A 13,358-nucleotide genomic window follows, 5' to 3' on the forward strand; every position below is an offset into this window, starting at 1 on the left:
ACCGTGCTGCTGTGGTGCCGACGGATTGCTCGATCTGGGTGCTGGGCCGTGAGGTGGTGCGACGGTGTGCTGCGGGCGGTCGACGGTGGATTCGAGGCGAACGCCAGCCTGCTGCCCGGCCCCGACGCGAGCACGGGGTCCCGTCCGCGTCCGGAGCGACGCTCGGCGCGACGACCAGACGGTGGGGCTCCGCGAGGCGCCGAACTCCTCCACCGCGCCGGCGACCTCAAAAGGTCGGCCCGCACCCTGCCCGCGCCCTCACCGGAACCGCCGAACGCCGACCTCGACTGATCCCCGCCGGGTGGCGGATCGGAAAACCGACCCGCCACCCACTGAACCGGACCTGTCCGCTTTCGCCTACACAATCACCTGGGTCTCATCCTTCAGTCACGCTCGGCGCCGAAGGTCTTGGCCCCCACATCCGTGTGGCAGCTGCCCGGTCACTGGGGAGTCCCTGCGGTCGGCCGTGCCCGGCAGGGGTGTCCTACGGTGCCCAGGGCTTGAGCATGTCCTTCAGCGAGTCCGTCAGGGCGAATTGCAGCAGCGGGCCGTAGGTGACGCGGCCCACGCCGAGGCGGCGGAAACGTTCGAGGTCGTGCTTGACAGGGTGGGCCGTGGAGTTCACGGGGACGGAGACGGCACTTGTCACCGCCGTGAGAAGGTCGTCGTCGTCCTGGATGCGGACCGGGTAGACGCTGTCGGCGCCCGCCTGCTCCATGGCTCGCAGGCGCTCGATCGCCTCGTCGAGGACGGCTGCGGGGTCGTCCGCGTGCAGGAAGAGGTCGGTGCGACCGTTCACCCAGACCGCCACCCCCGCCTTGTCGGCCGCCGCGCGAAGGCCGGCGATGTAGTCGGCGTGCTCCTGCGTGTCGCGTACGCGTCCGCCGTCCGAGTGGACGGTGTCCTCAAGGTTGAGGCCGACGCCACCGACCTCGATGAGTCCGGCGATGAGGTCCGCGGGCTCCTGCCCGTACCCGGCCTCCAAGTCCACCGACACGGGGATGTCGACCGCCGCGATGATCGGCCTGACTGCGGCGAGTACCTCCTCGAAGGTCTGCCCCTCATGGTCCTCGGCCCCTCGGGAGTCGGCGAGCGGATGGCTGCCGATGGTCAGCGCGGGGAAGCCGGCGTCGGCCGCCGTCCGCGCGGACCAGACGTCCCAGACGGTCGGCAGCACGAGCGGCTTGGACTCGGCATGCAGCTTCTTCAGTAGTCGGGCGCGCTCAGCGGTGATTTTCAGGCTCATGTCGAGGACGCTACCCCCGGATCGGTGTCAGCAACGGGTCGGCCGCGCGGCGATCGTTCGGCCGGGCAGGGGGCGGGCTCAACTGACCACCGCATCCTCCGCTTGGGCAGCCGGGCCACGAGGCGCAAGCGCGTTTCACACCTCCGAAGCGGCCGCGGATCGCCCGGCCCCGAGTCCTTGTCGGGGGCTCGTCGGCTTCCGTTCGGGCAGATCGCGGCTGTTCCGTCCATGCCGGGGGCAGGCCCGTGGCGCGCTGGTGTGTGAGACCGGGTGTGCGCCGGAGTGCGCCCAAAGTGGATCGTCAGCGGGGTCGACTACCTTCGAGGTGTCCTGTGTAGACAGTGCGCTCCCGCGTCGCCTTGGCGTACGCGGAGATGCTCCCGCCGAGGACATTCCGATCCGCCTCCGTATGAAGTCGGCCCCGTGTCCGAGCGGCAAGGTGCCCCGAGCTGCTGCCGAGGACGGAGCCGGTCGCGGATGTGCGCCGTCGGCCGCCGGGACCACCTCCGCCGGCGGTTCTGGCGGGGCCCAGACACCCCGCCCCGTCGTCTCTCACCGGTCAGCCGATGTGCTGTCCGATCATGCGGCCGAGTTCCAGCGTGGCAGCGTGACAGGCGGACGAGACTTGGCTGAACTGCGGGAAGCCGTGCGTGAGGTCGGGGTGGTGAACGTAGGTGAGTTCGTTGCCGGCGGCCGCCAGCTTGCGGGCATAGGCGTGGCCGACGTCGCGGAGCGGGTCGAAGCCGTTGGTGACCAGGATCGTCGGCGGCAGGTCGGCGTGGGACTCGGCGTTGAGCGGGGTGACGTAGGGCTGGCGCACGTCGTCGGTGTTCTTCACGAGGTTGCGGACCATCTGGAAGATCCCGTTGGACTCCAGGTAGAGCCCCGAGCGGTTCTCGCTGGCCGCGAGCGTGTCGGCGGGGAACGCCGCCTCGGGGAAGAGAGGGACCTGCAGGGCGAGGCGGGGGCCGTTCTCGTCGCGCAGTCTCAGCGCGACGACACAGGTCATGTTCCCGCCGGCGGAGTCCCCGCCCAGAGCGATCTTGGCCGGGTCCACTCCCTGCTCGTCGGCGTGGTCGAACAGCCAGCGCACCACATGCTCGTTCTCGTCGATCTGGGTGGGGAACTTGAACTCGGGTGCGCGCCGGTAGTCCACGGCGTACGTCTTGACACCGGCGGTCTCGGCGAGAAGGCGCATCGGGAGTTCGAACTCGTCCAGGGTCCCCACGGTGAACCCGCCGCCGTGGATGTACACCAGCGCGCCACAGGGTGAGCCGGCCGGCTCGCTCGGAATGTGGACGCGCACGGGCAGTGAGCCGTGGGGTCCGTCCAGCACCAGATGCTCGACCGAACCGATAACGGGCAGCGGGAACTCGCCCAGCACATGGTGGGAGCGCCGGGCCTCGGCGACACTCTCGTCGGCCCCCAGCACCGGCCCCGTGGGCAGCCACGCCGCCAGTTCCGGGTCCAGAGTGCCCCGCCCCACACGCTCCGGGACGCTGTCACGGTCGTAAACAGGCATGACGGCTTCTCCTTGTCTGTCCAGGCGGGTGACGCACCCGGTGCGTCACCCGGTGAGTCACCCGAGCCGGACGCCACCGGGGCACGACGCGGCCCCGCGCTCACCGCACCAGGGTGCGATCGACCCAGTCGAAGGCTCGCTGATGCCACAGCGCCAGCGCGCCCTCATGGCAGTGCTCGCCGCCGCCCTCACTCTCGGGGAAGGAGATGAGGTCCTTGGGGCAGGTCAACGCTTCGTAGATTCTCTCCGGCTGCCCGGTGAAGAACATGTCGTTCTCGGCTTCCAGAACGAGGGTCGGGCAGTCGATCCGCTCGGCCACGTCGTCCATCGTGTACGGCTTCGTCGCCTCGATCAGCTCCGGCACCCCGTCCACGCCGAAGGTCCACCGGCCGTTGTCCACGACCCATCGCGTCTTGGCGTCGATACCGTCCGTACCGTCCGGCGCGGCCTCGGGGAGCTTCGCCAACACGCTGTGGCCGGCGAAGTCGTCGAAGTCCGCGACACCGTCCCGCCCGTAGGAGGGCAGGAGGGCAGGAGGGCAGGAGGGCAGGAGGGCAGGAGGGCGACGGGCGGGCCAGCTCCCTGGACGAGCACCTCTATCCGGGACTGCTCGTTCGTGACGATCTCCGTGCGTTGCTGCTTGGCCATGACACCGTCCTCAAAGCGGTGGCCCCCGCGTCCGAGTCGGTCTGATCAGGGCAGCTCCGCGAGGTCGACGGGATTCTGGAGGGTGATGCCGTCGGTCTTGACGTGGGGCAGGCGCCCCAGATCGGCGAAGGCGTTCTGGTCGTGGGCGGGGACGACGACCAGCTCCGGTACCGCCGCCATGACCTGCGCCATCTTGATGATGTTGGTGCGGGTGCCGTTGGCGTCGAAGTCGGCCCACAGCTGCGACGCGACTGGCCGTTCCTCGCGCCTGATCAGCCCTTCCCGCTGCCAGACGAGGTCTCCCACGAAGGCGTACTTGAGTCCGGCCGCCGTCGTCACGAAGATGACGATGCTGCCCGGTGTGTGCCCGGGTGAGGGCACGCACACGATGGAGCCGTCGCCGTAGACGTCGAGACTGCGGGGGAACCCCAGGTAGGGGCCGCCGTCGAAGTCGAAGGGGTCCCACTCGAAGTGGGTCTCACTGAAGGGAGGACCGAACCTCCCGTGCATGTGGGGGTTCAGATAGCTTTCGAGGTCCCGGCGGGTCACCATGACGCGCACCCCGGGAAAGTCGGGAAGCCCGCTCAGGTGGTCCCAGTGCGCGTGCGTGAGGAGGATCGCGCCTAGCCGTGACATGTCGTAGCCGGCCGCGGCCAGTTGGTCCACCGCCGGTCGCCACACGCTGTACTTCGTCATCCTCTGGAACAGCAGGGGCATCGTCGCGAACTGCTGGTCGATGCCGCGCCCGAACCCGATGTCCAGGAGAAGGTCCCCGTGCGGGTGCTTGACCAGTGCCGCACCGATGTAGAAGTCACGGCGGTCGAAGTACGACCCGCCGCGGTAGGCGTAGAGCGCGTTGCGATGGTTGACCCCGGTCGGTACGGCGATGACGTCCATGCCGTCGGGCGGGTCGGCCCCGGGCAGCGGGAACGCGTCCGGCCCGAGCTGCGGGACCGGCACCGGCTTCGGCCTGAATCCCGACCTGACAGCGCCGGCGGCGAGTCCCGCGCCGGTGAGCGCGGCCATGGCGAATCGCGAAGGCATGACGTCCTCCCTGGCGAGTGCGTGCGGTCCGGCCCCGGTTCACCCGGGGACGGGCACCTCGACCGCGTTGAGGATTCCGCACACGGTCTGGTAGGCGCCGATGAGGAACAGCATGTCGATGACGCCCTCGGACCCCAGCAGGTCATGGGCCTGGGCCCAGCACTCGTCGGAGACCGCGCGGTCGCTCGTCAGCTGCCGGGTGAAGTCGAAGGCCGCGTACCCGGTGTCGCTCAGCCCCTTCGGTGCGCGGCCGTCTGTCAGGTCGCCGATCTGACGCTCGGACAGACCTGCTCCGCGGCCCACGGCGGTATACGCGTACATCTCGTAGGCGGCCCTCCATGTGGAGCCGACGGTCAGGATCACGATCTGGCGCACGCGGTCCTGGAGGGAGGTGTGCCCGTCCTCGCTGCCCTGGAAGGCGAGGAAGCTCCGCGCGAGGTCCGGGCTGTACAGGACGGGGTTGAACGGGCCTACCGGATGCCCCTGCCGGTCCATCGCCACGAAGCCCGAACGTTCGGCCCACACCACCTCCTTCTCCTTCAGAGCGCGGAACACGCTGCGCTGGGCGGCCGTCATCTCCTCCTCCGAGAGCAGAGGCAGCCGGCCCCCGAGTCCGTAGGGCGCGTCGGCTTCGCCGTGTCGCTGGTCACCGGTCATCAGATCTCTCCTCCCGCCCGGTGGATGTGCTCGTCTACTGGTCGAGTCCTGTCGCGTCCGCGGGGACGTCGTAGGCGGCCAGGGTCATGGAGACGGCGGTGAACCAGCCGATGAGGACGGTCACATCGACGATGCCCGCGTCGCCGATGAGACTCCTGGCGCGCCGGTAGAGGCCCACGGGGACGATCCTGGGAGCGATCAGCGTGGTGGCGAGTTCGTAGACGAGCTGCTGGCGGTCGTCGTCGAAAGACGTGGGCAGCCCGCCGATGAGTGCCTCCACCTTGCGGCCGTCGAGTCCACCGGCGTCCTTCGCGATGCCCTCGTGCTCGTAAGTGGAGTACGCGGCATGCCACTTGGCGTTGGTGAGGTTGGTGACGATCTCGATCTCCGCCTTGGTGAGCGTCGATTCCGTCTGGTAGTACGCCCCGGTGGGGACGATCGTCCTGGACAGCGTGGGGTTGGAGACCCAGATCTTGTGCGGGCCGGGCACGAGCCCGCGCAGGCCGAGGGTGAACTCGTAGGCGTCCCGCATGTCGTCCGTCATCTTGGCCACCGGCGTCTCGACGTACCGGCCGAAGGTGCCGAAGTCGTCGGATTCACTCATCATCGCTCCCCGCGTGAGCGGCCGCGTCCGTACGGGGGCGCGACCGGGACGGGCAATCGGCGCACGTCCTTGCCCTCAAGGCAGCCACCACCCGGCAGCCCGCACCACCCCGGGACGCGCACACCCGTCTCCACGGCTACGACATCCCGCCCAGGCCCCACCGCGGCAGGGGACAGGGCGCTCAAGGGCCCGCGAACCGGGACAGGACGCGCTCGGCGTTTCCCCGCCGCAGGGCGCTCCGCTGGTCCGAGTCGAGGGGATAGGCGTCCAGCATGTCGGCGAACTCCCGCGCCGGTGCGAACGGATAGTCGCTGCCGTAGACCAGATGCGTGGGGTCCGCGTAGGTGAGCAGGGAGGGCATGGACGTCGGGGACGAGGACAGGGCGAGATCGAGGTAGAACCTCTTCATACCCGCTCGCATGCCGTCCTCGGTGACGGGAGGGTTGAAGCGCGCCGCGATGGCGAAACGCTCGGACGCGAAGGGGATGAATCCTCCCGCGTGCGCGAGGATGACCGTGACATCCGTGTACCGCTCCATCACGCCGTGGGCGACCATGTGCACCGCTGTACGCGTGGTGTCGAAGGGAAAGTCGAGCAGGGGGCTGGGAAGTTCTTCGAGCATGCGCATCGGGGGCGCTTCCGGGTGGATGAAGACCACCGCGCCATGCCTGTCCAGTTCCTGCCACAGCGGCTCGAACTCCGGGTCGCCGAGGTAGCGTCCGTCGATGTTGGACAGAATCCCCACGCCGTCGCTGCCGAGTTCGTCCAGCGCGAAGGCCACCTCTTCGAGGGTGCCGTCCATGTCGGGCAGGGGGAGCACCGCGAAGAATCCGTAGCGGTCGGGCTTGTCCTTGACCATTTCGGCGGCGTACTCGTTTATCCGCCGGGCCATGGAGCGGGATTCCGCCCTGTCCCCGAAGTTGACACCGGGCGCGCTCGCGGACAGCACAGCCGTTTCGATCGCGAGCTCATCCATGATCGCGAGGCTCGACTCGCGGCTCCAATCGGGCGTGGGCCACCCGCCGGCGCTCTTGCCGTGCCGCTCGAACGCCTCCCGGTACCAGGAAGGTATGAGGTGATGGTGGATGTCGATGCGTCCAGACGGCATGAGTCCTCTTTCCGCAGATTCCCCGGTTTGCCGCCCCGGTAGCGGCGTCGCGTGGCTCCCCCCGCCGTCCCCCACCGGAATGCGACGTCGAACGCCCTCCCCTCAGCCAGTGCAACACAGCGGGATGACCGCAGCCACTGGTCGAGCCACTGTCCGCCGTCGCCGGCCCGGCCGTCGTCCGGCCCGTGCACGAGATCAACGAGACAGCGGGTGATCACAACGATAATCTATGAACACGTTTATGGTCCGGGAGCACGGTCCGAAAAAGGCTTCACCTCCGCACGGAAAGCACGGCACGCCGCGATGAAGGAAATGCATCTCAGGCCGGAAAGCCGGGACGAAGCCCTCGAATACGTCCAGAGCCCCGAACGCGAACACGGCCGCGCGGCCGGCACCTCGCGGTCACCATGCCGGCGCCGGCCTCCCGGGGCCGCAAGCGGGCCCCCCGGGGCCACTCCGCTGGAATACACGCGCCCCGCTCCGCCGCCTGGCGGCGTGCGGTGGGCGTCAACTGGGCCAAGGCGCGTCCATGACCCGATCGACCATGCTCGTACGCTGGAATCCTTCGACGAAATGCTCCAGGACATCCGCGTTGATGGTCCCGTACGTGGTGTCCGGGCGATTCTTCAGGCCTTCGAGGAATGTCTGCAGGAAATCCTTCTTGAATTCCCCGCGCGGATGAGCGGCGAGGACTTCATCGGCCTGCCCGTCGGCCAGCTCGTCCATGCCCCAGCCGATCGCGTCGGTCAGTACCCCGTAGTTCGTCGCCGCGGTCTCAGGGCCCATTCGGCCGGGAATGCCCGGCGTCGAGTGCAGGGCGATCGCCGTCCAGACCACCTCGGCGGCGTCCTCCGGGAACCCGCGGCCGAGCAGGAAGCCGCGGGCATGGTCGGCGCCGTCGAGCTCGAACCGCTGCTCCTTTCCGGAGAACGGCGACAGCAGCCCGAGGTCATGGAACATGGCAGACACGTACAACAGCTCGGGATCGGGCTGGAGACCGAGCCTCAGCGCGTGCACGGAACCGAACAGAAAGACGCGCCGGGAGTGATGGAAAATGAGGTCACTCGTCGTATCCCGGATGAATCGGGTGGCGGCTGCGGCTGCCGCCGTATCGGGGATATCGACTCCGGAAATAGTTTCGGTCATGTATGTTCACGCCTTTTCGTGCGGGAGATCGGGGCAGACGCCCGATACGGATGACAAGCCCTGTGTGCGGTCACTCAGGCCAGGCGGAGTTCTTGATGACGTCGACGAAGTCACCGCGTCGGAAACCGGGCACGAAGTGTTCGAGAACGTCCGCGTTCATCGTGCCGAAGGTGGTGTCGGGACGGTGCCTGAAACCGTCGGTGAACGCCTGGAGGATCTGCCGCTTGAAGTCCGGCCTGGGATGGGCCGCGGTGACGGCGTCGATCCGCGCCCGAGTGATGTCGGTCAGGTGCAGACCCAGCACATCCGTCTCGACACCCGCGGTCGTCGCCGCGATCTCGGGCGCCATCCGGTAAGGCACCTCGGGGGTGGTGTGCAGGGCGATGGCCGTCCAGACGGTGTCCGCGTCGCCTTCGGACAGGCCATGGGCCAGCAGGAAGGCGCGTGCCTGGTCGGCGCCGTCCAGCTCGAAGCGCTGACCGTCGCTTCGGTAGGGCGGCACGAGGCCCGTGTCGTGGAACAGTGCCGCCACATACAGCAGTTCCGGGTCGGGGCTCACCCCCCGGGCGGCCGCCTGGAGACTGCCGAACAGGTACACCCGGCGGGAGTGGTGGAAGATCACAGGCGGCGTCGTCTCACGGATGAGCTCGGTGGCGTCCTGTGCGAGTCTGCTGTCGGGAATCTCGACATCGGCGATGTACTCGGTCACGGCTGCCTTCCCTGGGGGGTGGGGGTTGGGGTCCTGCCCCCAGCCTCCGCCCCGCGGGGCTGCCGTGTCCGCGCCCGGATGGCCGAGAAGCCCTCGGAAACGGTCAGGATTCCGGCGGTCGACTCAGCCGGCGGTGCGCGCGTGGGAAGCCGGCGTCGTGGTGGCGAAGCGGTGCTGGTACTGGATGGGGGAGACCCCGAGATGACGTGCGAAGGCCCGCCGCAGGCTCTCGTAGCTGGGAAAGCCCGAGAGCGCGGCCGCCTCCGTCGCGTTCCGGCCGGCGTCGAGCAGAGCCTTCGCCATGTCGAACCGGATCAGTTCCACGTATCTCATGGGCGTGGTGTCGAGTTCCGCACGGAACATCCGGGTCAGATGGCGAGGGCTCACCCGGACCCGCGCCGCGAGGGACTTCAGGCCGTGGTCGGCAGCCGGATCGGCCTGGACCGCGTCCTGGATCTGCCGCAGCACAGGGGTGCGGGGCGCCGGGCCCTGGAGCGAGGCGGAGAACTGCGACTGTCCGCCGGCCCGCTGCATGTGCACCACCAGCGAACGGGCCACCGTACGGGACAGGTCCGGACCGTGATCCTGCTCCACCAGAGCGAGGGCCAGGTCGATACCCGCTGTGACACCGGCCGAGGTGTAGGTGGTGCCGTCCCTGACGAAGATCGCGTCCCCGTCCACCCGCGTCGCCGGACAGATACGGGCCAGCGCGTCGGTGTGCTGCCAGTGCGTGGTCGCCCGCTTGCCCTCCAGCAATCCCGCGGCACCTAGCACGAAGGCCCCGGTGCAGACCGAGGCGACCCGGCCGGCTCGGTGGGCCAGCGCCTTGGCCGTGGCGCTCAGGGCCGGGTCGACCGGACCGGCCGGAAGAAGGTCACCACCCACCACGAGCAGGGTGTCGTAGGGTTCCGCGCCCGCGGCATCGGCGTCCACCTGCACGCTCATGCCGATGGAGGTCCGCACGGAGGCTCCGCCCACCGAGACGATGCTCAGCCGGTACCGACCGCCGAAGCGGTTCGCCTCGCTGAAGACCTCCGCCGGCCCCGACAGATCCAGCATCTTCATGCCATCGAACACAAGAACACCCACACTGTGCGCTCGCGCCGCCATCGCTCCTCGTCTCCTCGCTGCTCCGCCCCGTACCGGTCACGTCTACCAGGAAAGGCCCTGCGGCGGAAAAGCAGCACCGACCGGGCGCTCGTAATGGCCCACCGGCAGTAGACGCGATTGGCCCAGAGGTGGGGGCTTCGCCGTTCGTACGCTTGGAATGCGACGGGGCTGGTCAGTGGTCGTTCATCGGCTGCGCGACGCCGGGCAGCGGCGACTCGGCCCTGGAACGGCCCGGCGGGGCCGCGTTCGACCGGTCCGCTGCCCGCGCCCGCAGACCAGATGCCCGCTCTCTCCCGAACTCCTCATACTCAGAGGTGGAACCTCCCATGCGAGCCATCACCGTCCAGGACCGCGATGCCGGCGTCAGCGGCCTGGCCCTCTCCGAGCTGCCCCACCCGCACGCCGCCGAGAACGACGTGATCGTGAAGGTCCACGCCGCCGGGTTCACCCCGGGCGAGCTGGCCTGGCCCGGTACCTGGACCGACCGGGCCGGCCGCGACCGGACCCCGAGCGTGCCCGGCCACGAACTGTCCGGCGTGGTCGCCGAACTCGGTTACGGCACCACGGGCCTGACGGTCGGACAGCGTGTGTTCGGCCTGACCGACTGGACCCGCGACGGCTCACTGGCCCAGTACACGGCAGTCGAGGCCCGCAACCTCGCCCCGCTCCCGGCCGACGTCGACCACATGACGGCCGCCGCGCTGCCGATCTCCGGGCTGACCGCCTACCAGGCCCTGTTCGACCACGCCCACCTGCTCACGGGTCAGAGCGTGCTCATTCACGGTGCCGCCGGCGGCGTCGGCTCCCTCGCCGTGCAGTTGGCCCGCGAGGCCGGCGCCCGAGTGATCGGCACGGGCCGGACCGGCGACCGCGACACCGCCCTCGGCCTGGGTGCGCACGCGTTCCTCGACCTCCAGGCCGACAGGCTGGAGGACGTCGGCGAGGTGGACGTCGTCTTCGACGTGATCGGTGGGGACGTCCTCGAACGCTCCGCCGCACTGGTACGTCCCGGCGGCTCCCTGGTCACCATCGCCGAACCAGTCACCGTCCGTCCCCGCGACGGGCGCGCCGTCTTCTTCGTCGTCGAACCCGACCGGGTCCGCCTGGCCGACCTGGCCCAGCGGTCGCGGGACGGGCGCCTGAAGCCGGTCATCGGTGCCGTCCGGTCACTCGCCGACGCGGTCTCCGCCTTCTCACCGGGCAAGCGCACTCCCGGGAGGACGATCATCCGCGTCACCGAGGAGTGAGCTGCAGGGACAAACGCTGCGGACAACAGGCACCCGGCCAAGCCCGGCAAAGACGGCCCCGTGTGCGCCGAACGGGCTGGAGGCGCGATGAGTGCGTGTCCTGCCGTATCGGCGTGCCCGCCCGGAGAGGTCAGGGCTGCACCAGGCGGTGCAGCGCGAGGCGGGCGAGGGGGGCGTAGGCGAGGAGGACGAGTTTCGGGCCGTACATGGTCAGACTGGTGATGGTGCCGGGTTCCCCTGGCCGCACCTCGTGGCGCAGCCTGATCCGGATGCGTCCCAGGCGCACCTGCCACACCCACGTGCGGCGGCCTTCGTCGACGGCTTCCACGACGAACGCGGCACGGATACCGGCGACTGATTCGACCGTGCCGCTCATACCGGGCCGCAGGCGGCGGCCATCGCAGTGGACTGCCTTGATCTGCGGGGACCACGACGCCCACCGGCCTACGCTCGCGTAGCGCTCCCAGACCGTCTCGGGCCGGGCCGCGCCGCCGGCGCTCAGGGTCACGCGCGCCATGACAGTGCCGGGAGCCGTCGTGGCGGTGGGCTGGTACGAGCGGAGGTCATCGGTCCGGTCCTGACGCTGGGCGAGGGCTGCGGACGCGGTCTCGTCCCAGCATTGCGGCGAAGGGTGCGGCCGCATCGTTCGTGCCGGCCGTGGTGTCCGGCGGCGGTCCTCGACCACGCTCACACGGCTCTCGGGCGGGTGCAACGGCAGCGGGCGACACCGGGGATCGCGCGGGCGGCAAGATGGGCTGCGACCATGCGGTCGTGCAGGGGGGCGACAGCGGCCATCCGGTTGAGGGCCGGGCCGTGCCGGACGGCCCGCTCGCCCGCGACGTCCAGCCGTACCTGCCTCACGGTCAGCGGTAGCTTGTCAACTCGTCGTGGGCGAGTTGCGTGGCGACGGCCTGCTCGTCCCCCCAGAAGCCTGGGCTCTCGGCGGGCGTGGCCGCGTGCGGTGAGTCCTCCTGTAGAGCATGGCCGCTGTGGCGACACCTGCCGCGCTGACGGCCAGTGCGGGCGCGCCGAGGGTGAGGGCGTGCTGGAGGGAGGCGGTGGCCGCGTATCCGGTGGCGGCTTCGGCGCCGGCCCACAGGGGTGCGGCTGCGAGGCTGTAGGGGGCGATGCGGCGGTAGGGCACTCGGGCAGCGCCGGCGAGGTGCGGGGCGAGGGTGCGGATGACGGGGAGGAAACGGGCCACGAAGACGGCTTGGCCGCCGCGGCGGGCCGTCAGTGTTCCGGCGCGCCGCCAGGCGGTGGCGGGGAGGCGGCTGCCGAGGACTCCGGTGCGCAGGCGCTCGCCGAGCACACGCCCGGTGCGGTGGGCGAGAAGGTCGCCCGCTACGACGGCGCACGAGGCGACCGCGATGACCACGAAAAGGTGCAGTTGCCCGGTGCGTGCCAGCGCGCCCGCCGTGAGCAGGAGGGTAAGAGTGGGAATGAACGCGCCGATCAGCAGGACGGATTCGGCGAGGACCGCCGCGGCCACGAGGGCGTAGGCGCCCAGGGGCGGCACGTGCGCCAGGGCATGGGTCAGTATGTTCACCGCGTGACGCCGGTCGTCGCGTGCGCAGGGCGGGACACCGCGTGGGCGGGGTGGGTGAGCTGCCAGACCTTGGCCGGGGGGAGGTTGCCCCACACGGTCCGGCAGCCGGTGGCGTAGTGGCGCTGGTAGCCGGCGAGCAGCTTTTCGACGGCCCGGTGCCGGCGTGCCCGGGTGCGGGCGGCCAACAGGGTGCGGGCGTGGCGGGTACCGAGGTAGGCGAAGTAGGTGAGGGTGCCGCCCGGGTGGAGCAGGTCCAGGTACCGGTCCATGATCGTTTTTACCTGGTGGGGGGTGAAGTTGGCGAACGGCAGACCGGAGACGATCACGTCGTAGCGGCGGCCGGTGTCCAGTTCCTCGACGCGCTGAGGATGGATGTGAACCTGCTTCTCGCGCCCGGCCGGCAGCAGGCCAGTGGCTGCGAGGCGGTGCAGCCGGGCGGCGAAGCGCGGGTTGGCCTCGGCGACGTCGAGGTGACTGCCTGCCGAGAGGTGGGGGATCAGGGCGCGGGTGACCGCACCGGTTCCGGCTCCGGCCTCCAGGATGTTCAGTGGCCGTCCGGCCCCGGCGCGCACCGGTTCGGTCAGCGCGCGGGCCAGAGCGGTGCTGCTGGGGGCGATGGCGCCGGTGGTGCGGAGGTCGCGGGCGGCTTCGATGAGGAACATCCAGCCCTCGGCATGGCGCTGCGCGAGGGCTCGATCGTGCGAGGTGGTCCAGTCGTCCATGGCTTCGACGCTAGAAACGAGACGGCGCCGCGGTATCCACCCTTGT

At 69.9% G+C, this 13,358-nt stretch carries 15 protein-coding genes; 1 reads left to right on the forward strand and 14 read right to left on the reverse strand.

Going from position 1 to position 13,358, the window contains the following annotated elements; translation table 11 throughout:
* Positions 1–484 precede the first annotated feature (484 nt).
* The 10 genes from ACFWN1_RS03300 to ACFWN1_RS03345 form a co-directional block, all read right to left on the reverse strand.
* On the reverse strand, positions 485–1,246 hold the full coding sequence (locus ACFWN1_RS03300) for an isocitrate lyase/phosphoenolpyruvate mutase family protein (RefSeq protein WP_384357648.1): 762 nt from the start codon (positions 1,244–1,246) through the stop codon (positions 485–487).
* Between the two features lie 559 nt (positions 1,247–1,805).
* Positions 1,806–2,768 carry an alpha/beta hydrolase gene (locus ACFWN1_RS03305; protein WP_384357650.1) on the reverse strand — a complete coding sequence of 321 codons (963 nt, stop codon included), beginning with the start codon at positions 2,766–2,768 and terminating at the stop codon, positions 1,806–1,808.
* 100 nt (positions 2,769–2,868) lie between these two features.
* Complete coding sequence (locus ACFWN1_RS03310) at positions 2,869–3,234, reverse strand: alpha/beta hydrolase family protein (protein ID WP_384357652.1); 366 nt, start codon at positions 3,232–3,234, stop codon at positions 2,869–2,871.
* A 227-nt stretch (positions 3,235–3,461) separates the two neighbouring features.
* Entirely contained in the window at positions 3,462–4,460 is a 999-nt protein-coding gene (locus ACFWN1_RS03315) for an MBL fold metallo-hydrolase (RefSeq protein WP_384357654.1), read from the reverse strand.
* Between the two features lie 39 nt (positions 4,461–4,499).
* Complete coding sequence (locus tag ACFWN1_RS03320; protein ID WP_384357656.1) at positions 4,500–5,117, reverse strand: carboxymuconolactone decarboxylase family protein; 618 nt, start codon at positions 5,115–5,117, stop codon at positions 4,500–4,502.
* Positions 5,118–5,151: 34 nt separating this feature from the next.
* Positions 5,152–5,721, reverse strand: coding sequence for a carboxymuconolactone decarboxylase family protein (locus ACFWN1_RS03325; protein WP_384357658.1), 570 nt, complete (start codon positions 5,719–5,721; stop codon positions 5,152–5,154).
* Between the two features lie 181 nt (positions 5,722–5,902).
* Entirely contained in the window at positions 5,903–6,829 is a 927-nt protein-coding gene (locus ACFWN1_RS03330) for an amidohydrolase family protein (protein ID WP_384357660.1), read from the reverse strand.
* 507 nt (positions 6,830–7,336) lie between these two features.
* Complete coding sequence (locus ACFWN1_RS03335; RefSeq protein WP_384357662.1) at positions 7,337–7,975, reverse strand: HD domain-containing protein; 639 nt, start codon at positions 7,973–7,975, stop codon at positions 7,337–7,339.
* 70 nt (positions 7,976–8,045) lie between these two features.
* Entirely contained in the window at positions 8,046–8,684 is a 639-nt protein-coding gene (locus tag ACFWN1_RS03340) for an HD domain-containing protein (RefSeq protein WP_384357664.1), read from the reverse strand.
* 123 nt (positions 8,685–8,807) lie between these two features.
* Complete coding sequence (locus tag ACFWN1_RS03345) at positions 8,808–9,794, reverse strand: GlxA family transcriptional regulator (protein WP_384357666.1); 987 nt, start codon at positions 9,792–9,794, stop codon at positions 8,808–8,810.
* Positions 9,795–10,120: 326 nt separating this feature from the next.
* On the opposite strand from ACFWN1_RS03345, the gene ACFWN1_RS03350 reads away from it, so the two are divergent.
* A complete protein-coding gene (locus ACFWN1_RS03350) occupies positions 10,121–11,041 on the forward strand; it encodes an NADP-dependent oxidoreductase (protein WP_384357668.1) in 921 nt (306 codons plus the stop codon).
* Positions 11,042–11,171: 130 nt separating this feature from the next.
* On the opposite strand, the gene ACFWN1_RS03355 is transcribed toward ACFWN1_RS03350, so the two are convergent.
* The 4 genes from ACFWN1_RS03355 to ACFWN1_RS03370 all read right to left on the reverse strand — a co-directional run bounded on the left by ACFWN1_RS03355 (position 11,172) and on the right by ACFWN1_RS03370 (position 13,312).
* Positions 11,172–11,558, reverse strand: coding sequence for an SRPBCC family protein (locus ACFWN1_RS03355; protein ID WP_384357670.1), 387 nt, complete (start codon positions 11,556–11,558; stop codon positions 11,172–11,174).
* 170 nt (positions 11,559–11,728) lie between these two features.
* Positions 11,729–11,902 (reverse strand): hypothetical protein, encoded by a 174-nt coding sequence (locus tag ACFWN1_RS03360; protein WP_384357672.1) that lies wholly within the window; start codon positions 11,900–11,902, stop codon positions 11,729–11,731.
* Between the two features lie 16 nt (positions 11,903–11,918).
* Positions 11,919–12,590: a DedA family protein gene (locus ACFWN1_RS03365; RefSeq protein WP_384357674.1), complete on the reverse strand. Its 672-nt coding sequence runs from the start codon at positions 12,588–12,590 to the stop codon at positions 11,919–11,921.
* Positions 12,587–13,312, reverse strand: coding sequence for a class I SAM-dependent methyltransferase (locus ACFWN1_RS03370; protein ID WP_384357676.1), 726 nt, complete (start codon positions 13,310–13,312; stop codon positions 12,587–12,589). Before ACFWN1_RS03370 ends, ACFWN1_RS03365 begins: the two co-directional genes overlap by 4 nt.
* Positions 13,313–13,358 lie beyond the last annotated feature (46 nt).

Origin of the sequence: Streptomyces sp. NPDC058459 (genome assembly GCF_042721685.1) — a bacterium.
GTDB lineage: Bacteria > Actinomycetota > Actinomycetes > Streptomycetales > Streptomycetaceae > Streptomyces.

Coding starts and splice junctions, on each gene's coding strand:
- ACFWN1_RS03325 (WP_384357658.1), bottom strand. CDS start 5,721: ATGAGTGAATCCGACGACTTCGGCACCTTCGGCCGGTACGTCGAGACG.
- ACFWN1_RS03300 (WP_384357648.1), bottom strand. CDS start 1,246: ATGAGCCTGAAAATCACCGCTGAGCGCGCCCGACTACTGAAGAAGCTG.
- ACFWN1_RS03305 (WP_384357650.1), bottom strand. CDS start 2,768: ATGCCTGTTTACGACCGTGACAGCGTCCCGGAGCGTGTGGGGCGGGGC.
- ACFWN1_RS03315 (WP_384357654.1), bottom strand. CDS start 4,460: ATGCCTTCGCGATTCGCCATGGCCGCGCTCACCGGCGCGGGACTCGCC.
- ACFWN1_RS03335 (WP_384357662.1), bottom strand. CDS start 7,975: ATGACCGAAACTATTTCCGGAGTCGATATCCCCGATACGGCGGCAGCC.
- ACFWN1_RS03350 (WP_384357668.1), top strand. CDS start 10,121: ATGCGAGCCATCACCGTCCAGGACCGCGATGCCGGCGTCAGCGGCCTG.
- ACFWN1_RS03355 (WP_384357670.1), bottom strand. CDS start 11,558: ATGGCGCGCGTGACCCTGAGCGCCGGCGGCGCGGCCCGGCCCGAGACG.
- ACFWN1_RS03370 (WP_384357676.1), bottom strand. CDS start 13,312: ATGGACGACTGGACCACCTCGCACGATCGAGCCCTCGCGCAGCGCCAT.
- ACFWN1_RS03345 (WP_384357666.1), bottom strand. CDS start 9,794: ATGGCGGCGCGAGCGCACAGTGTGGGTGTTCTTGTGTTCGATGGCATG.
- ACFWN1_RS03330 (WP_384357660.1), bottom strand. CDS start 6,829: ATGCCGTCTGGACGCATCGACATCCACCATCACCTCATACCTTCCTGG.
- ACFWN1_RS03320 (WP_384357656.1), bottom strand. CDS start 5,117: ATGACCGGTGACCAGCGACACGGCGAAGCCGACGCGCCCTACGGACTC.